Origin of the sequence: Pseudoclavibacter sp. AY1H1, from assembly GCF_002931055.1 — a bacterium.
Taxonomy (GTDB): Bacteria; Actinomycetota; Actinomycetes; order Actinomycetales; family Microbacteriaceae; genus Pseudoclavibacter.
In genome coordinates this window covers 13360-31999 of the sequence record NZ_PSXX01000013.1, presented here as the reverse complement: position 1 = coordinate 31999, position 18640 = coordinate 13360, and the positions used below count along the sequence as shown (strand labels likewise).

General features: G+C 70.7%; 16 protein-coding genes. 3 read left to right on the top strand and 13 right to left on the bottom strand.

What is annotated here, in order from left to right:
* Positions 1 to 41: 41 nt before the first annotated feature.
* The 8 genes from C5E05_RS16640 to C5E05_RS16605 form a co-directional block, all read right to left on the bottom strand.
* A complete protein-coding gene (locus tag C5E05_RS16640) occupies positions 42 to 2135 on the bottom strand; it encodes an acyl-CoA dehydrogenase (protein WP_104298143.1) in 2094 nt (697 codons plus the stop codon).
* Between the two features lie 195 nt (positions 2136 to 2330).
* Positions 2331 to 3524: an ABC transporter permease gene (locus tag C5E05_RS16635; RefSeq protein WP_104307778.1), complete on the bottom strand. Its 1194-nt coding sequence runs from the start codon at positions 3522 to 3524 to the stop codon at positions 2331 to 2333.
* Positions 3521 to 4405: an ABC transporter ATP-binding protein gene (locus C5E05_RS16630; RefSeq protein ID WP_104240198.1), complete on the bottom strand. Its 885-nt coding sequence runs from the start codon at positions 4403 to 4405 to the stop codon at positions 3521 to 3523. Before C5E05_RS16630 ends, C5E05_RS16635 begins: the two co-directional genes overlap by 4 nt.
* A gap of 221 nt (positions 4406 to 4626) precedes the next feature.
* Positions 4627 to 5346, bottom strand: a complete 720-nt coding sequence (locus tag C5E05_RS16625) for a response regulator transcription factor (protein WP_104342547.1) — start codon at positions 5344 to 5346, stop codon at positions 4627 to 4629.
* A 104-nt stretch (positions 5347 to 5450) separates the two neighbouring features.
* A complete protein-coding gene (locus tag C5E05_RS16620; RefSeq protein ID WP_181059702.1) occupies positions 5451 to 6905 on the bottom strand; it encodes a sensor histidine kinase in 1455 nt (484 codons plus the stop codon).
* A gap of 46 nt (positions 6906 to 6951) precedes the next feature.
* A complete protein-coding gene (locus C5E05_RS16615; RefSeq protein ID WP_104298138.1) occupies positions 6952 to 7434 on the bottom strand; it encodes a hypothetical protein in 483 nt (160 codons plus the stop codon).
* 132 nt (positions 7435 to 7566) lie between these two features.
* The gene (locus tag C5E05_RS16610) at positions 7567 to 8385 is read right to left on the bottom strand and encodes a M56 family metallopeptidase (RefSeq protein ID WP_104298137.1); all 819 of its coding nucleotides are present in this window, start codon (positions 8383 to 8385) and stop codon (positions 7567 to 7569) included.
* 74 nt (positions 8386 to 8459) lie between these two features.
* A complete protein-coding gene (locus C5E05_RS16605; protein ID WP_104240193.1) occupies positions 8460 to 8858 on the bottom strand; it encodes a BlaI/MecI/CopY family transcriptional regulator in 399 nt (132 codons plus the stop codon).
* Between the two features lie 177 nt (positions 8859 to 9035).
* On the opposite strand from C5E05_RS16605, the gene C5E05_RS16600 reads away from it, so the two are divergent.
* Genes C5E05_RS16600 through C5E05_RS16590 form a run of 3 tightly spaced genes read left to right on the top strand, consistent with a single transcriptional unit; the run spans position 9036 to position 12324 of the window.
* Positions 9036 to 9599, top strand: coding sequence for an ECF transporter S component (locus tag C5E05_RS16600; RefSeq protein WP_104240192.1), 564 nt, complete (start codon positions 9036 to 9038; stop codon positions 9597 to 9599).
* The gene (locus C5E05_RS16595) at positions 9596 to 11458 is read left to right on the top strand and encodes an ABC transporter ATP-binding protein (protein ID WP_104342545.1); all 1863 of its coding nucleotides are present in this window, start codon (positions 9596 to 9598) and stop codon (positions 11456 to 11458) included. Before C5E05_RS16600 ends, C5E05_RS16595 begins: the two co-directional genes overlap by 4 nt.
* On the top strand, positions 11455 to 12324 hold the full coding sequence (locus tag C5E05_RS16590) for an energy-coupling factor transporter transmembrane component T (RefSeq protein ID WP_104342544.1): 870 nt from the start codon (positions 11455 to 11457) through the stop codon (positions 12322 to 12324). Before C5E05_RS16595 ends, C5E05_RS16590 begins: the two co-directional genes overlap by 4 nt.
* A gap of 31 nt (positions 12325 to 12355) precedes the next feature.
* On the opposite strand, the gene C5E05_RS16585 is transcribed toward C5E05_RS16590, so the two are convergent.
* The 5 genes from C5E05_RS16585 to C5E05_RS16560 form a co-directional block, all read right to left on the bottom strand.
* Positions 12356 to 12691, bottom strand: coding sequence for a hypothetical protein (locus C5E05_RS16585; protein WP_104342543.1), 336 nt, complete (start codon positions 12689 to 12691; stop codon positions 12356 to 12358).
* 114 nt (positions 12692 to 12805) lie between these two features.
* Positions 12806 to 14911, bottom strand: coding sequence for a DEAD/DEAH box helicase (locus C5E05_RS16580; RefSeq protein ID WP_104342542.1), 2106 nt, complete (start codon positions 14909 to 14911; stop codon positions 12806 to 12808).
* Between the two features lie 129 nt (positions 14912 to 15040).
* Positions 15041 to 15820 carry a hypothetical protein gene (locus C5E05_RS16575; protein ID WP_258063008.1) on the bottom strand — a complete coding sequence of 260 codons (780 nt, stop codon included), beginning with the start codon at positions 15818 to 15820 and terminating at the stop codon, positions 15041 to 15043.
* Positions 15796 to 17655 carry a polysaccharide deacetylase family protein gene (locus C5E05_RS20285; protein ID WP_181059700.1) on the bottom strand — a complete coding sequence of 620 codons (1860 nt, stop codon included), beginning with the start codon at positions 17653 to 17655 and terminating at the stop codon, positions 15796 to 15798. Before C5E05_RS20285 ends, C5E05_RS16575 begins: the two co-directional genes overlap by 25 nt.
* Positions 17652 to 18632 carry an NAD-dependent epimerase/dehydratase family protein gene (locus C5E05_RS16560; protein ID WP_104342541.1) on the bottom strand — a complete coding sequence of 327 codons (981 nt, stop codon included), beginning with the start codon at positions 18630 to 18632 and terminating at the stop codon, positions 17652 to 17654. Before C5E05_RS16560 ends, C5E05_RS20285 begins: the two co-directional genes overlap by 4 nt.
* Positions 18633 to 18640: the final 8 nt, after the last annotated feature.

The window sequence follows — 18640 nt, the reverse complement described above, 5'->3', positions numbered from 1 at the left end:
CGCTTCAGGTTGGCGGCCGGCCGCGGCTCGGCGCGCGAGCGTCAGGCGTTGGCACCCGCCTTCTGCTGCTTGAGCTTCTCCTCAGCGCGCATCGCCTTCTCTTCCACCGGGGCAGTGCCCGACTCCCGCTGCGCGCGCATGTAGGCGCGGGCTTCGTCTTGCCGCTCGCGCTCAGCGCCGGAGGCGATGGAGGCGCGGATGTGCTCCGGCCCGTAGCCGAAGGCATCGACGAGGTCAGCGGCATGCGGGCGCAGGCGCGCGATGAGGCGCTCCCTGTAGGCGGAGACGGCCTGAGCGCGGGGCACGGAGAGCCGACCCGACATGAGGTACCAGGCGAGGTTCTCCTCGATGAGGCCCAGACCGAAGAGATCGCGCAGCCACGTGAGGACCTGGCGGGTCTTGCCTTCCGGCATGGTGGTGATCGCGTCGGTAAACGCCTCCCACTGCAGGAGCTGGCCGTGCGCGCGGGCCGCTTCGATGAGCGTCGGCTGGTTGCGGTTGAAGAGCGCGGCCGCCTCGGCCTTGGACAGCTTCTTGGCGTTGCGCAGCTTGGCGGCGATCTCGGAGACGAGGGTCTCGACGCGCGCCGTCAGCAGCTCGTGCTGCGTGGCAGGCTGGCGCAGCCAGCCGACGGACCGCGCGCGGCTGCCGCGGTCGAGGACGATCTGGCCGATGCCCCGGAGCCCGGAGCCCGAGTAGACGCGCTCGGCGGTCTGCTCGGCGATGATGCGCGTCACCTGCCCCCGGTCAGCACCCTTGAACTGCTCGGCGTAGTCGCTGAGCAGGCGCTTGCCGACAAGCTGCAGCAGCACGTGGTTGTCGCCCTCGAAGGTCGTGTAGATGTCGAGGTCGTGGCGCAGCTGCGCGACTCGGTTCTCGGCGAGGAAGCCGGCACCGCCGCAGGCCTCGCGGGCCTCCTGGAGGGTATCGATGCCGTGCCAGGTCGAGAGGGGCTTGAGCGCCGCCGCGAGGGTCTCGAGGTCTTCCCGGTTCTCGGGGGTGTCGAGCTCGCCGGAGAAGACGCCGTGGAACTGCTTGAGGAGGTTCTCGTGCGCGAAGCTGAGCGCATACGTCGTCGCGAGACGCGGGATGAGCCGCTTCTGGTGCATGCCGTAGTCGAGCAGCACCGTCTCCTCGCCATCGCCGCCCGCGAACTGCCTGCGCTCGTTCGCGTAGGTGACCGCGATCTTGAGCGCGACCTTCGAGGCGGCCACCGAGGCGCCATCGAGCGAGACGCGACCCTGCACGAGCGTGCCGAGCATCGTGAAGAAGCGACGCCCAGGGCTCTCGATCGGCGAGCTGTACGTGCCGTCCTCCGCGACGTCGCCGTAGCGGTTGAGGAGATTGCGCCGAGGCACCCGCACCTCGGTGAAGTGCAGTCGGCCGTTGTCGATGCCGTTGAGGCCGCCCTTGACGCCGTCGTCCTCGCCACCGACGCCGGGCAGGAAGCCGCCGTCGTCGTCGCGGATGGGCACGTAGAAGGCGTGCACGCCGTGCTTGACGTTCTTCGTGATGAGCTGCGCGAAGACGACCGCGGCCTTGCCGTGCAGCGCCGCGTTGCCGAGGTAGTCCTTCCAGGCCCCGCGGAACGGGGTGTTGATGACCCACTCCTGCGTGCCCTCGTCGTAGCTCGCGGTCGTTCCGATCGAGGCGACATCCGAGCCGTGGCCCGTCTCGGTCATGGCGTAGACGCCCGGCACCTCGAGGCTCATGATGCCGGGAAGGAACGTGTCGTGGTGGTACTCGGTTCCGAGGTGCATGACGGCCGAGCCGAACAGGCCCCACTGGACGCCCGCCTTGATCTGCAGGCTCGGGTCTGCCACGACGAGCTCCTCGAACGCGGCGATGTTGCCGCCGTGGTTCTCGCCGCCGCCGAGCCGCTTCGGGAAGGCCAGGTTGACGGCCCCCTCCTCGACCAGGATGCGCAGCTGACCCATGACGCGGTCACGATGCTCCGGCATAGCCAGAGCCGGATCGCGCCAGAGCTCGGGCCGGGCCGAGTTCGCTCGCGCGCGCAGCCGCTCCTCCGGCCAGGTGCCGAGCAGCTGCTGCGACAGCCAGCCGACATCGATGCGGCTCTGCTCGAGAGCTACAGGCTCGTCGAGTTCCGGATCGTTGATGCTGATGTCAGACACGGATGCTCCTTTGCAACGTTCGGGGGTGCATCCACGCTAAGACGGGCCACCGACACTCGCCATTTCCCAGTGGGAGGGCACGAGAATCACGCGCCACTCGAGCCCCCGAATTGCACACTTCATACAACTCAGCGGGCCAAGCGTTAGCTTGACCCGCCAGAGATGTCGGTGAAACCGGTGCGATTCAGACCGCGGCTACCCCTTGAGGGCGTCGCTGAGCTTCACGCGCCCACCGATGCGCAGGATCGAGTTCTCGTAGATCCGAGCACCGATCATGATCGACACGGCGCTCGTCGCAATGAGGATCACGAGCGCCAGGATCGGCTCCCACCACTCAGCCTGGCCGAGCACCACCCGGAGCGGCATCGCGATGGTCGCCGAGAAGGGGATGTAGCTGAGGATCGTCATGAGCAGCGCGTTGCTGTTGAACAGGATCACGAGCATGTACGGGATGAGCATGAGCATCATGAGCGGCGTCGTGACGCTGCCCACCTCCTCCTGCCTCGAGACCATCGCGGAGGCGCCGGCGTAGAGGGTCGCGATGAGCACGAACCCGAACACGAACAGCACGAGGAACCAGATGAAGCCGGGCCCGATGAGCGAGAACAACGCGCCCTGCCCCGTCGCGGCGAGCGCTATCGCCGCAGCTGCCAGGATCGCGGCGACCTGGATGAGCGCGAGCACGCTGTTGCCGATGACCTTGCCCGCCATGATGACGCGGGGCGTGACCGTCGAGAGCAGGATCTCTACGATGCGCGACTGTTTCTCCTCGACGACGCTCTGCGCGATCGTGTATGCGTAGCCCATGGCGGCCATGAAGTAGAGCACACCGAACGCGACAGCCATGATGTAGCCGAGCGCGGGGTTCACCTCGGGCGCCTGCAGCGAGAACGACGCCGGTACCTGGGCGAGCGCCATGGAGTCCTCGGTCGGAACGCCGTCGAGACCGACGAGCACGAAGGCCCCGTCGCCGAGGTCGCCTGCCGGCTGCCCGTCGCCCGTGAAGAGCTCGAGGCTGCGCGCATCCGTCGGCGTCAGCACCGCGTACTCCACATCGCCGTCCGTCACGAGTCGGGCCGCCTCCTCAGCGGATGCGACCTCCGTCGTCTCGAGTCCGGCCGCGGCGGCCACGGACTGCGTTCCCGAGACGGTCGCCACCTTGGTCGCACCGCCCCCGATGGCGTCGCCGAAGAGCGCGACGGCGACGATGCCGCCCGCGACGAGCAGCAGCGTGACGAGGAACGAGATCTGCTGGGCGCGCGAGCGCGCCTGCACGAGGATCTCGCGCTTCGCGATGAGCTGGATGCCCTTCGCCGAGCTCAGGCCGAACTGTCGCGGCGGCGTGGAGTCGCCCCGCTGCGGTGCCTTGGTGTCCTGTGTTGTTGTCATGCGACGACCTCCCGGTAGATGTCGGAGAGCTTCACGATGTGGCGGCCGAAGCCGAAGACGGGGCCCCGGTCGAGTGCGGTGCGGAGAATGCGCTGCGCGGTCTCGCCGGAGTCGGCGACGAAGATCGCGTCCCCTCGGTCGAACTCGAGCACCGTGATGCCCGGCTCGTCGCGCAGCCAGCCGGCGTCGCCCGCGAGCGAGATGCGGTGCATGCCCTCGGAGTGCCGCTCCTGCAGCTCGTTCCGGTCGCCGCTCGCCCTGATGGCGCCGCCCGAGATGATGACGAGGTTGTCGCTGAGTCGCTCCACCACGTCGAGCTGGTGGCTCGAGAAGAGCACGGGCACTCCGCGCGCTGCGAAGCCCTGCAGCGTCTCGAGGACCACCTCGACGGCAAGCGGGTCGAGTCCTGAGAACGGCTCGTCGAGGATGAGGATCTCGGGCTCATGCGCGAGGGACGCCGCGATCTGCGCGCGCTGCTGGTTGCCCAGCGAGAGGTCTTCGACGTTGTCGCCCGCCCGCTCCGTGAGGCCCAGATCCTCCAGGAATCGGTCTGCGTTGCTCGCCGCCTCCCTGGCGCTCAGGCCGTGCAGCTCCGCGAAGTACGTGACCTGCTCCTTGACCTTCATCTTCGGGTAGAGGCCGCGCTCCTCTGGCATGTACCCGAAGCGGGCACGGTCGGTGACGGCGACGGGCCTGCCGCTGATCGTGACGACGCCCGAGTCCGGCTTGACGACGCCGAGGATCGTGCGCATCGTCGTGGTCTTCCCCGCCCCGTTGCCGCCGACGAAGCCCGTGAGCTTGCCCGGCTCGACCGTGAAGCTCACGTCATCGAGCACCTTGCGGTCTCCGTAGGTCTTGGAGATGTTCTGGATCTCGAGCATCACCCCTCCTGTCTCGCGCGACGTCCGCCGCACCGTCTCTCGGCCCGTCCACCTCTGGGCCTGATGGAAACGCTACGGAGATCGGTCAGAGGAGGGATCGGCCGCGCGACGGAACTGCCCTCGCTCGGCGTTCATCCGCTCGGGTGAGGAGGTGCCGACCACGACGGAACCGCCGGGCCCGGCTGCACGATGCCACGCACCCGGCCGCGCGCACCCGGCCGCTACTCGACGGGGGCGACGACTCCCACGTTGTACGCGAAGATCACCGCGTGGATGCGGTCGCGCACGCCGATCTTCGCGAGCAGGTTCGAGACGTGCGTCTTCACGGTCGCCTCGGACACGAAGAGCCGCTGCGCGATGTCCGCGTTGCTGAGGCCCTCCGCGATGAGGGCGAGCACCTCCCCCTCCCGGTCGGTGAGGCTCGCGAGAGTGGGATGCTCGGCAGCGGACTGCGAGACGGGCACGGCCTGGAGCGCGTCCGCAGGCTGGGACGGCGCTCCCTCCGCGGGGTCCTGCAGCATGCCGGCGATCACGCCGCGAGTCACCTGGGGGTCGAGCAGCGCGTCACCGGAGTGCACGACCCGCACCGCCTCCACCAGGGTCTCCGGCGGGGAGTTCTTGAGCACGAAGCCGCTGGCCCCCGCGCGAAGCGAATCGCGGACGGCGGCCTCGTCGCGGAAGGTCGTCAGCATGAGCACTCGCGGCACGGCCCCTCCGAGCTGCATGATCTCGCGGGTCGCTGCGATGCCGTCGAGGACCGGCATCTGCACGTCCATGCAGACGAGGTCGGGGCGGAGCTCGGCGACGACGGAGACTGCTTCGCGGCCGTCGGTCGCCTCGCCGACGACGACGATATCGGGTTCCGACTCGAGAATGAGCTTGAACCCCATGCGAACGAGCTGGTGATCGTCGACCAGCACGACGCGGATCTTCTCAGACACTTGGCCTCCTTTGGCACCCGCCGGAGCGGTGTCGTTCTCGTGACCGTATCGGGGCGAGGTTACCGGGAGCTTGCCGATCGGTGCTGGGACACGGGCGCATGCCGTCAGCTCTGCCGCTCGTAGGGGACGCGGAGGAGCACGCGGAAGCCGCCACCGCCCCGCTTGCTCGTCGTGAGGTCGCCGCCGGCGGCCCTGGCGCGCTCTCGCATGCCCACGAGGCCCAGGCCGCCGGAGCCGTTCGCTTGCTTCGACGCCGCGGCATGCGCGAGGGAGGCTGGCCCGTCGTCGGTCACGTCGAGCTCGACGCCGCGCTCGAGGTAGCGGAGTCGCACATCGGCGGGGGCATCCGGGCCTGCGTGCTTCCGCGTGTTTGTGAGGGATTCCTGCAGCACCCGGTAGACCGCGATGCCCGTCAGGGGCGACACCGGCCGAGGCTCGCCGAGGGTGCTGAACTCCACCCGCATGCCTGCCCCGCGCAGTTCCTCGATGAGCGCTGGCACCTGCTCGATCGTGTGCGTCGAGGGGGCGGATGCGCCGGATTGCGCTCCGAAGGCACCGTCGTTCTCGCGCTGGCCGCCGTCGGCGGACTCCGAGTCAGCATCAGCGTCTGCGCTGCGCAGCGTCGTCAGCAGCGAGTGCAGCTCGTCGATCGCGACTCGAGCGCTCTGCTCGACGCCGAGGAGCGCCTGCTGGGACTTCTCCGGCGAGGTCTCCGCCGTCCGGCGCGCGGCGGCTGCCTGCAGGCCCATGAGCGAGACGTGATGTGCCACCACGTCGTGGAGCTCCCGCGCGATGCGGACGCGGTCGAGGCGGATGGCCTGCTCCTCGACGAGGCGACGCTCGTCGGCGAGCGCCGCCGTGTACTCCTCGAGCTCGCGGGTGCGCTCCTCGAGCGCCGCCCGCTGGCCGGCCCTCCTGAAGTCGGAGTTCCCGAACCAGAACGCGCCGATGAAGTACAGCACGTTGATGAGCAGGGTGTAGGCGCCGAAGACGCTCGTGATCCAGTTCTCGCTGTCGCTGCCATCCGAGAACGTGAACACGAGCGTGGCGCGTGTGAGGGAGTCGACGAGCGCCCACACGGTCATGCCGATCGTGATCCCGATGCGGAGCAGCGTTACCAGCGCACGCTGGTTGCTCCACGCTCCCGCGGTGAAGAGCACCAGGAAGTAGCCGATCTGGGTGACGATCGTGTCGAGGTACGTGAAAGCGAATGCCGAGACGAACGCCACCGAGCAGAGCACGAGCATCCACAGCGGGAAGCGACGCCGAAGCGCGATGGCGACCCCGTACATGGCGGGGACGAGGAACATGCCGACCAGCGCCGAGGCGGGGTCGGTGTCGTGGAGGATCGCGCCGACCTCTGCCGGGTCTGCGCCCTTGCGCAGCTCGAGCACTGCCCAGTTCGAGAAGGCCATGAGCGCGACGGCGACCAGCGCCACGACGATGTCGGTGCGCAGTGCGCGAGGCGACGGCCCCGGACGCTTCCAGTCGGCGGGATGCTCGGCATCGATGCCCTGCAGCCGCTGCCACAGCTCGCTGCCACGTGCTGACGTGATCATGTGGCCAAGCGTAGGCGGGGCCTCCGACATCCGGCGCGCGAGCGCATCAGTCGAGGAGCCCCGTCGGCTCGGCGGGGAGGCGGCGCCAGGCGGCGTGCAGCCAGATCGCGCCGACGACGCCCGTGCCGAGCCCCACGATCAGCTGCACCGTGCCCGTCGGGCTCGCACCGGTGATGGCGAGCACTCCGGTGAGGAGCAGGCCTGTGACGGCAAGGACCGACAGGATGCTGCCCGCCGTGCGGGCACCCTCCGCGCGCTTCCGCTTGGGCGAGCCGAGCAGCTTCCAGATCGCACCGTAGCCGACCACGACGACGACGAGCATGACCGCGAAGCTCAGCACGCTCGCCGAGCGGAACTCGGCCTCCTGCTGCCAGTTGGCGAACGCGCCGGCTGCGATCATCACGGCGAGCAGGATCGTGAGCTTGCGCAGCCTCGAGACCCGGGACGGCGTGAGCGCGCGCTCTGGCTCAGCGTCGCGCGCGACGTCGTAGCCCGGGCGTGGTTCTTCGAACGGGGTGGAATCAGGCATGACCCAAGCCTCCCACGTCGAGCCCCCGCGGCCGTCTCCGTCCCGTCACAGAACGGATTCGAACACCTGGATGCGCGTCCAGCTTCGCCAGCGGTCAACGTGAAGCGAGTGCCGCCCCCTGCCCAGATGAGCTCAGGCGTCGAGGCTCGGCGCCGCTCCTGTGGTCCGAGTGCGGAGCCTCCGCGCGCGCTGCACGAGCACGTCGTCCTCGGCGCCTGCGCCCGCGAGCGCCTGGAGCGCCCCGGCGAGGGCATCCGCCCCGACCTCGTTCGCGGCCGCATCGTCGGCGATGAGCTCGATGAGCAGCGACGTCGCACGCGACAGGTTCTTCGCGCCGGCGTACCGCGGCAGGCAGGCCTCGTTGACTTCCGCGAGGCGCTGCGCGAGCGCGTGGAAGCGCATCAGGTGGCAGCGCTCGTGCGCCACGACAGCCTCGAGCTGCTCCCGCGTCAGCAGCTCCACGAGTCCGCTCGACACGATGACGACCGGCGCGCGCCCCGCGGCAGCGAGGGCGTGGGGCACTGGCGAGTCGACGAAGCGCACGAGCGCTCCGCCGATTCGCTCGTCCCGGTAGGACAGCACGCGCGCGGCGTCTCGGAGCTCGTCGTTCGCGCGGCGTCCGTCGGCGAAGGCGCGGCCCGACCGGCGCGTCACGATGAAGCCCCAGCCGAACATCGCGATCAGGCCGGCGCTCGCGAAGACGGAGGCGAGCGCGATCTCGAATCCGCTCAGCCAGCTTCCCTCGTCATGCTCCCAGGTGAGCACCGCGACGACAGAGAGGGCGACGGCCGCGAGCAGGGCGAGCGACCCGCCGACGACTGCGCCGTGCCAGAGGCCGAGGGCGAGCTGCGGGTGTCGCACCTGCCAGGTGCCGCGGGTCAGCAGCGAGGGCGCGGCGAGCATCGTGAACACCGCGAACGCGAGGCACACGAGGGCAGGGATGATCCACATCGGAGATCACTCGCGCTCGGGCAGCATGCCCGAACGCCCTCTCGGAGCCATGGTGAAGGCCAGTCCGGCTCCGGCTAGCTCGCCGTGGCGGCCTCGGAGGCCGCGGCAGGCGCGTGCTGGAGGGCGGCACGCAGCAGGTCGGCGTCGCGGGCGTCGAGGTTGCCGGCGAACTTCAGCAGTGCGGCCTCGCGGCCGTCGATCGTCTTGAGGGCGTTCAGCATGGCCCGGGAGGCGTGCTCTGCCTCGCTCTGCGTGGCGGCGAAGCGGATGCCCCGCTGCTCGTGGCCGACACGGGCGACATCGCCCTTGGCCCTGAGCCGGTCGAGGGCGGTGAGGATGGTCGTGGAGGCGGGAACCCGGCCCGGGAAGCGGTCCTGGATCTCGCGCGCCGTGAGGGGCTCCGCCGCCGCCCAGAGGAGTCGCAGCACGACGAGTTCGAGCTCACCCCGCGCTCGAGTGCGAGTTCCTGGCATTGTGTTGCTCCAATTCTTGTCGCGGAGGTGCCGTGGGGAACGTCACCCAGGCATCCGCGAATACCCAGGCTATCAAGCCCGGAGCCCCGTCGCGCGACTCGCTCTACATTTTGTAGACTTGGGTCAGCCCGTGACCCCAGCGGGACCGTATCCCGCTGAGGGAAGGCGTGGAGCCCAATGAGAACCGTCAGCACTCGTCTGCTCATGAGCTGTGCCGCGATCGGCGTCGCCGGCGGCGTGGTGTTCACCGTCAACGCCTACATCGGCGGCGCGGTCTCGAACCTGCTCCCGCTGGTCTACGGGCTCACGATCGGCCTCTACTTCATTCCCGGAGCCCTGGCCCAGGCGCTCTTCCGTCGGCCTTGGGTCGGCCTCATCACCTCTGCCCTCGCCGGGCTCGTCGCGAGCCCGTTCCAGCCGATCGCCTTCGGGGCGTTCCTCATCGGCGTCGGCATCGGCGTCCTGCAGGAGCTGCCGTTCCTCATCACCCGCTATCGGCGCTGGCAGGCGTGGCTGTTCCTCGCGGGCGCGGCCTTCGCCGGCCTCATCATGACCGCGGCCGCGTTCCGCATCCTCGGTGGCGGCGAGTACGACGTGCTCGGCACGGTGCTGCTCATCGGCAGCTTCTTCATCTCGCCCCCGCTCTGCACCATGCTCGCGGTGTGGCTCGCGAAGCAGCTCGAGCGAGCGGGCATCGGCCGCGACCTGCGCCTCGCCGAAGACCGCAGAGCAGCCAGGTGACGACCCCGCTGCTGCGAGTCGAGCACCTCTCCGTCACCCACTTCGACGCTTCGGCCGCGCGCCCCCACGACGTCTCGTTCTCGATCTCGCGCGGCGAGGCGGTCCTGCTGCTCGGCCCGTCCGGCTGCGGGAAGTCGACCCTCGCGAGAGCCCTCAACGGGCTCATCCCCCAGTCGCTGGGAGCCGAGGTGACCGGGCGCGTCCTGCTCGCCGACTCCGAACCCGGCGCCGGGTGGCACGATGTCGCCGAGCTCGGCGTCGCGGCCGCCAGCCAGCAGGTCGCCATGGTGTTCCAGGATGCGGACGCCCAGATCGTCACCGGGCAGGTCTTCGACGAGGTCGCCTTCGGCCCGGAGAACCTGCGACTGCCCGTTCCGGACATCGAGGAGCGCGTCGAGCGGGCGCTCCGCCAGCTCGGCCTCTGGGACCGCCGCGAGGACTCCCCAGACATCCTGTCCGGCGGAGGACGGCAACGGCTGGCCATCGCGAGCGCCCTCGCCATGGGCTCGCCCCTGCTTGTCCTCGACGAGCCGACCGCGAACCTCGACCAGACCGCGAAGCACTCCATCTACCTCGCCCTCGGCGAGCTCGTGCGCGCGGGCACGCACGGTCTGCTGCTCATCGAGCACGACCTCGACGAAGCCCTCACCATCGCGACGCGCGTCATCGTCCTCGACGCCGAGGGGCGGCTCGCCTTCGACGGCACACCACGCGAGGTCTTCGGGCAGAACGCCGCACGGCTGCGCGAGCTCGGCGTGTGGTTCCCGGTCGCGCACGAGGCCGCGGCGTGCTTCACGGCGGCGGGCTGGGATCTCGGCACCGGCCCCCTGCCCCTGCTCGGCAGCGAGCTCGCGCGGCGTCTCGAGCGGGTGGATCGCGCATTGCTGCCCGACTCCAGCGGCAGCGGCGCGCATCGGCGCGAGCTGCCGCCTCCTGCGGAGGCTGAAGCGGGTGCCGGCGCCAGCGAGCTGCCGCAGCAGTCGGACGCCCTGCCGATCACGGGCCTGGCCGGGAAGCGGGCTCCCGGGGAGCCAGCTCCCCGGCTCGAGACCCGTGCGCTCACGGTGACGCGGGGCCGCACACGCGTGCTCGGCCCCGTCTCCCTGAGCATCCAGCCGGGCTCGATCACGGCCGTCGTCGGCCACAACGGAGCAGGCAAGTCGACCCTGCTCCAGGCGCTCGCCGGAGTCCGCCGGGCACCGCGCGGCACGGTCCTCCTCGACGGACAGGACACGGCGCGCATGCGGGCGGGCGCGCTGCGCACGCGCGTCGGCTACGTCTTCCAGAACCCGGAGCACCAGTTCCTCACGCACACGGTGCGCGACGAGCTCGCCTTCGAGATCGAGCGCGGGGCGGCGGATGCCCAGACCCGCGTCGACGACATGCTCGAGCGCTTCGGCCTCGCCGAGCATGCGGACCGGCACCCCTTCCTCCTCTCCGGGGGACAGAAGCGGAGGCTCACGGTGGCCGCCGCGCTCCTCGACGGTGCCGACGTGCTGGTGTTGGATGAGCCGACGTTCGGACAGGACCGGGCGCGCGCGGAAGAGCTCGTCGCCCTCCTGCGGGAGCTGCCCCGGGACGGGGCGACGCTGGTGCTCGCGACCCACGACCTGCAGCTCGTCACGGAGCTCGCCACGCACCTGCTTGTCCTCGACGGTGGGGTGGTGGCGGCGCACGGCGAGGTGAACCGGGTCGTGGCCTCCGGGGCGCTCGAGGCCGCGGGGCTCGGCCTGCCGCCTCTGCCCCGAGCGCTCGCCGGGGTGCACCGGCACTCCTACCTGCGCGAGATCACGTCGGTCTCGCAGCTGGAAGCCGCGCTCGCTCGCCACCCGGACATCCACGACGGCGGCGCCTCGTGAGTGGCGCCGGGAACGCCCTCGTCTCGCGCCCGAGCGTCGATCGCTCCCGTCGTGAGCACCTGCCGTGGCTGCACCGGCGCACGCCGCTCGTGAAGATCGCGGCGACGCTGCCCGCCATCGTCGCGATGTTCGTCGTACGGGACGCGTTCAGCCCGGCCCTCCTGATCCTGCTCTGCGCGCTGGTCATCCTCAGCGGCACTCGCCTGTCGGCACGCGGCACACTGCTGCTGATCGTGGGCGTTCCGGTCGTGCTGGCCGTGCTCTCGGTGACGCTCGGCGTCTGGGTCGACCCGAGCGTTGCGGCGGAGACGTCGAGTGCCGCTCCCCTGCTCGCGGCGGTCGGGCTCGACGGGGCATCCACGATCTTCGAGATCGTGGGGCGCCCGTTCACGGTCGCCGCCTGGGCGACGGGTCTCGGCACGGCGCTGCGCCTCGTCGCGATCGTGCTGCTGTCGCTCGTGGGCGGCATCGCCACCGCCGGGGACGACTTCGTGCGCTCCCTGGTGCAGCACCTCCGTGTGCCCTACCGCTTCGGCTACGCGGCGATGGCGGCGTTCCGGTTCGTGCCGAGGTTCCAGTCGGAACTCGACGTGATCCGGGCAGCTCGCCGCGTGCGCGGCATCGACCGCGGACGCGGGCCAATCGCGTGGCTGCGCTCCCAGCTGGACGTCGCCATCCCGCTGCTCGCGGGCGCGCTGCGGCACGCCGACCGGGTTGCCCTGTCGATGGACGCGCGCGCCTTCGGGTTCGCAAGCACACGCACCGAGCGTCACGTGCTGCAGACGGACACGGGCGATTGGGTGCTCCTGCCCATCGCCTGGGCGGCCACGACCCTCGCGCTCATCACGCCGAGCCTGCTGAGCTGACGCCGCGCGCCGAAGCGCAGCAGCGCCCGCGCTACTCGGCGGTGTTCTGACCGAAGTTGCTCTCGGCCACACCCGACTCGTCCGGGCCGGTTGCGAAGCGCGTGTCGTGCGCCTCCGCCTCCTCGACCTCCGCCTCGAGCTGCTCCGGGGTGTCGACCTGCTCCGGCTCGAAGAGCGAGCCGGCGTCGGGGAAGAGGTTCCCGTCGCCGTGTGCGCGCTCGTTCTCGAGCTGCTCCGTGCTCATGCGGGCCGAGCTCGCCTGCGCCGCACGCTCGCCGGCAGAGCCTTCGCCGTTCGCCGCGACGTCTTCGCCTGCACTCGCCTGGTCTGCCCGCGCCTGCGGGTCGTTCGCCTGCTGTTCGCTCATGTGCGCAACGCTACGCGGGCTTCATCAACGTTCCGCGTGCGCCGCGAAGACGGATGCCCCTCGGGCTGGAGCAACGTCCATCCCGAGGGGCATCTGTCATCTGCGTTCGGCAGGTCAGTCGGCGTAGGCCATGAAGGCGTCGAGCTCGGCGCCACCCGGGCGTGCCGGGATCATGGGCGCCTCGATCTCGGCGCGCTCGAGCAGCTCCGACATCCGTCGACGGCGCTGCTTCGGGATGACCGTGACGACGGTGCCGCGCTGACCCGCGCGGCCCGTGCGGCCCGAACGGTGCAGGTACGACTTGTACTCCTCGGGCATGTCCGACTGGATGACCAGGCGGATGTCGTCGACGTGGATGCCTCGCGCGGCGACGTCGGTCGCGACGAGCACGTTGACCTTGCCGCTCGTGAGGAGTCGCAGGTTGTGCGTGCGGCGACCCTGCGTGAGGTCTCCGTGGAGGGCGGCCGCGGGAACGCCGGCCATCGAGAGCTCGGTCGCGAGGCCTTCTGCGGCCACGCGGGTCTTCGTGAAGATGAGGACCCGTCCGCCCGAGCCGGCGAGCTGCTCGATCACGGCACGCTTGTCGTCGCGTTCGACGACGAGCACGCTGTGGTCGATGTCGGTGTGCTGCTCTTCCTCACCGGCCACCTCGTGCACCGATGGCTTCTTGAGGAACTCCGTGACGAGCCGCTGCACGGCGGCGTCGAGCGTCGCCGAGAACAGCAGTCGTTGACCACCCGGCATCGTCATGCGGAGGATGCGCTGCACCGGCTCCAGGAACCCGAGGTCGCACATCTGGTCGGCTTCGTCCAGCACCGTGATCTCGACCTGGTCGAGGCGCAGGAAGCCCTGGCGCTCGAGGTCCTCGATGCGGCCGGGCGTGCCGATGACGATGTCGACGCCGCGCCCAAGGGCCGTGACCTGCCGCTGCTGCGGCACGCCGCCGTAGACCTGGGTCGTGAAGAGGCCGACGCTGCGGGCGATGGGCTGGATCGTCCGGTCGATCTGCAGGGCGAGCTCGCGAGTAGGCGCGACGATGAGGGCGCGGGGTGCGCGCCCGATCTTGCGCTTGCTCGCGTCGGCGTCGCGTCCGCGGGCCACGCTGAGGCGCTGCACGAGTGCGGCGCCGAACGCGATCGTCTTGCCGCTGCCCGTGCGGCCACGGCCGAGGACATCTCGACCGTGGATCGCATCCGGGATCGTGGAGGCCTGGATGGGGAACGGGCTCGGTGCGCCGAGTTCGGCCAGCGCGTCGACGATGTTCGCGTCGAGACCGAGGTCGCCGAAGCTCAGGCCGTCGGCGTTCTTCGCGCCGACCGCGGTCGGGGCGAGGCGCTCGAGCACGCGGTCCTCGTCGTGGGAGGGGGCGCGGCCGGCAGCTGACTGGCTGTGACTGCGGTAGTCCTGGATGGCCCCGCGCTGCGGCTGGTTCGCGCCTGGCGCCGTCGGGTCGAAGTGCTTCGCGCTGCGATCACCGCGGGAACCAGCGGCCGGCTGGCGGCCGTGCGACTGGCGCAGCGCGTCGTGGTGGTGCCGGTCGATGCGCTCGTTGCGGTCCGAGAACTGGCCGTCGCGACCGCGAGCGCCGCCACGGGCGGGAGCTCCACCGCGAGTGGGTGCGCCTCCGCGAGCGGATGCTGCCCCCTTGCGAGTGCTGTAGCGGTCTTCGCCGCGGGGACGGCTCTGGTCGGAGCTGCGCGAGCTGTCGCGCGAGCGATCGAAGGACTCGGCCCGTCCTGCACCGTCGTAGCCGCCGCGGCGGTCGTCGCCGCCTGCACGGTAGCCACCCCGCCGCTCGTCAGCGCCCGCACCTCGGCCCGTGCCGCGACGGTCATCGCCGGCGGCCGGCCGCGAAGCGCGTCCGTAGCCACCCTGTCGGTCGTCGCTGCGTCCGCCGTAGCCGCCACGGCGGTCATCGCCGCCTGCGCGCGCGCCGGGGCGCCGGTCGTCGCCGCCCGACGAGCCGCCTCGGCGATCGTCACCGCGGTACGAGCCGCGCTCGCCGCCGCCCGTTGAGCCGGAGCCGCGTCGGTCGTCGCGGCCGCCTCGGCGGTCGTCTCCGCCGGCACCGTCGCGGCGGCTCTCGCTCGCCCAGCGCGGGTTTCCGTTGGCGCCAGCGCCGCCACCGGCACGCGCCGGTCGCTCGCCACGACCCGAGGAGTCCTTGGGGATGTAGTTGCTCGCGGGCTTGAACCCGCCCTTTGCTTTGCGCTTGGGCATGTGTGCCTTCTCCAGTCCGGCACGCTGCTCACACAGAATTCGGCGCATGCCCAACTTGCCAGGATACGCGACAATCGGCGGGCTGGCCAGGGTGGCACTCGCGGGCAGGTTCGGCCCGGTGGCCCGTCGCTATCGCGAGGTCGTCACGAGCAGCGACCATGGGCCGTCAGGGACGTCACCCTCGTCCACGAATCGCCAGGAGACGCCGCCCTCCACCCCGTTGGTCGCGGCAAACCCGAGGCAGGAGTTGAGGGCGGGTGAGACGTCCATGCCGGCGCCGCCGTACCGCTCGTTCGCGGGCCTCGCGTCGTGCGCCCCGAAGACGTACTCGGCGTCGTCGTACTCGCCGGGCCCCGCGTCCTGGATCTGGCCGTAGCAGGTCCGTCCGTCGTGCTCGAGCTGCACCCACCGGTTCTTCATGAGGCTGAACGACGGATCCTCGAGCCCGCGGGAGTACGCGGCGTCCCCGGCCCACGGCACGACTCGCTGCCGCATCCCGGCCGCCGACGCGTTGTTCACGTCATCGAACGGCAGGTCGAGGTAGAACGGGTTCTCCTCGGCCGTCATCCGTGTCGGGAAGTAGCCGTTCGCCGCGGAGCGAGGCTCGGTCTGGCACACGCCGCCGACCACGGCCCCGTCGCAGCCGCCGTAGCTCGCGTACCAGTCCTTGTCGTAGGTCGAGTACACCTGGCTGCCGTCAGGTGCGTCGGCATCGAAGACCTCCCCGACCCAGAAGGTCGTCGCGGTGATGTCCGTGTGCAGCGGATACTCCCGACCCTGCCCCGCTCCCCACGGGGTGCCCTGGCCCCCGGCGCAAGCGGCGCTGCTGAGGAGGATCAGCAGCGCCGCCGAGATACCGGAAGCTCTCGCGATGCGCCTCCTCGTCACCACCAGCGCGGTGGCTTGCACTTGGACGGCGAGCCGTGCTTGGTGGACCCTCCGTCAGAGAAGGAGTGCTTCGGGTACGGATCGTAGGAGGACGTGCCCGCTGGGTTGAGGTAGGAGCCCCAGCTTGTGTGGTGGTGGTGGTGGTGGTGGTGGCCCGCGTCGTGGACGGGCCAGGGCTTGGTGCACTTCGGGTCCACCGGCGGTTTGGGCTTCACCGGCGGCTTCGGCGGCTTCGGCGGCTTCGGCGTCACGGTCGGCGTGGATGTCGCCGATGTCGACGGAGTTGCCGTGGGCGTCGGCGTCGCGGTCGCAGCCGGCGTGGCGGTCGGCGTGGCGGTCGCGGTCGGCGTCGCAGTCGCAACCGGCGTGGCGGTCGCGGTCGGCGTCGCAGTCGCAGTCGCACTCGGCGTCGCAGTCGCAACCGGGGTAGGCGTCGTCGTCGGCGTGGGCGTCGGCGTCGGCGTCGGCGTCGCGGCCGGGGTCGGCTCGACGGCCGCGGGCCCGACCATCGATGCGGCATCGAGGGTGAGCGAGCCGTTCGAGAACACGGTGAGGCCGAACGACAGGGCCGTCGCATCTGCCGGCATGGGCGGCGTCGTCCAGGTGGCGGTGGACGCGGACGCGCTCGGATCGAACCACGGGCTGGAGTCCCAGTAGCGCCACGCGCCACGTGCGTCACGGAGATAGACCGCGAACTGCGTGGCGGTGGTCGAGGCGTACGTCGCGCTCAAGTCGTACACGGCTCCGGGTTCGGCCGCTGGCGCGCATTCGCCGAGGTCGAGGTTCGGCATGAGCGACGAAGAACCGCTCTCGTAGTCGCTGACCGCGACGGTCAGGCCGCCGCCGTCCGCGGTGCGCGTGAACTTGGCGGTGTGCGCGCCCCAGGTGTTCGGTGTCCAGCAGGTCGGTGCGGGTGCACCTGTCGCCCAGTCGTCGAGCTGGGCGTTCACCACCCGGTTCCCGTCCTTCGCGGTCTGGCCGACAGGCCAGTCGCCCTGCCGAACGGGCTTCGCCTCGCCTCCGATGACTTCGTCGACGGTCTTCACCGCGACTCGACCCGCGGCGGCTTCGTCCCGGAGGTAGCTCGCGAACTGCTCGAGGGTCTGGGTCGTCACCCCGATGCTGGAGCAGCCGGCTGCCTCGCACACCCGGTGGAAGGTGATCGGCATCCAGCCACCCGCGGCCTGCGCCTGGACGACCAGCGACTTCAGGTTGTCGAAAGACCACGTCTCCGTGACCTGGGCCGGCGCGAGCAGCGCGAAGGCGTCGAGAGGCGGGATGCTCTCGACCGGCGGGCAGCCGTTGCACCCTTCGTGCGACTCCACGCCGCCGAGGAGTCTCGCGCTGGAGAAGCCGCACTCCTGCACGGCGGCCTTCGCCGACTCGCTGAAGCCCGCGAACGGGTAGGCGAAGCTCGTCGTGACGAAGCCCAGGTCGGCGAGGTTCGCGCGGTCTGTGCACACCTGCCGGACGGCCTCGTCCCTGCTGATGGTCGATAGGTCCACGTGCCCCGTCGTGTGCGAGCCGATCTCGTGTCCCGCGGCGCTGAGGCGCGTGAGGTCGCCGGTGGAGAAGTAGCCATCGGTGTTGAGCGCGCCGCTCTGCACGAAGAACGTGCCGTCCAGGTCGTAGCGGTCGAGGATGTCCACGCCGAGCAGCTGGTCGATGTTGCCGTCGTCGAAGGTGAGCGAGACCACGGGAAGCGCATCCGCAGCCGGTGCTGACGGGCTGATGGGTGCCGCCCCGGCCCCCGTCGCGAGCACGAGCGAGACCACGATCGCGACGGGCACCGCGAGATGCTCCGCGAGACGGAGCGGCATCGGGCGCCGGCGGGCGACGTTCAGCGTGCGCGTCATGCGCGACTCCCCGCCCGCTGCAGGCGGCCACGCACCCCGTCGACGACCGCGTCGACGATCCGCTCCAGCGGAAGACGCGGTTCGTAGCCGATGAGCTCAGCCGCGAGCTGGTTGTTCGGGACTCGCCGCTGCATGTCCTCGTACCCTTCGCCGTACGCCTCCGAGTAGGGCACGAGCGTCACCTCGCTCTCGCTCTCCGTGCGGTCGCGGATGATGCCGGCGAGCTCGAGGATGGACACCTCGCGAGCGCCGCCGAGGTTGACGGCGCGCCCGTGGGCATGCGGTTCCTCGAGCAGGGCGACGAGGGCGGGGGCCACTTCACCCACGTAGCCGAAGCACCGGGTCTGCGTGCCGTCACCGTGGACGGTGAGCGGGGCGCCGGCGATCGCCTGCCTGACCAGGTTCGGCACGACCATGCCGTACCGGCCCGTCTGTCTGGGGCCCACCGTGTTGAACGGGCGCGCGATGGCGACCCGGAGTCCGTGCTCGCGAGCGTAGGCGTGGGCGAACGACTCGTCGAGCCCCTTCGCGGCGGCGTACGTCCACCGCGCGGTGAGCGGAGACCCGAGGATCCGGTCGGCGTCCTCGCTGAGCGCATCCGCCGTGTTCTTGCCGTAGATCTCGCTCGTCGACGCGATCAGGATCTCGGCATCGTGCGTGAGCGACGCCTCCAGCACGTTCTCCGTGCCGTGCAGGTTCGTGCGCAGGCTCCTGAGCGGTTCCCCGAGGATCGTGTGGACGCCCACCGCGGCGGCGAGATGGAACACCCGGTCTGCACGAGCGACCAGGGAGTCGACGAGGTCCTCGTCGAGCACGCTGCCCTCGACGAACTGCAGCGAGTCGATCGAGGTCGCCAGATTGTCGACGCTGCCGGTCGAGAGGTCGTCGAGGACGACGACCTCGTCGCCGCGCGCGACGAGGAGGTCGGTGAGGTGGCTGCCGATGAACCCGGCCCCGCCCGTGATGAGAGTTCTCATGTTCTGGT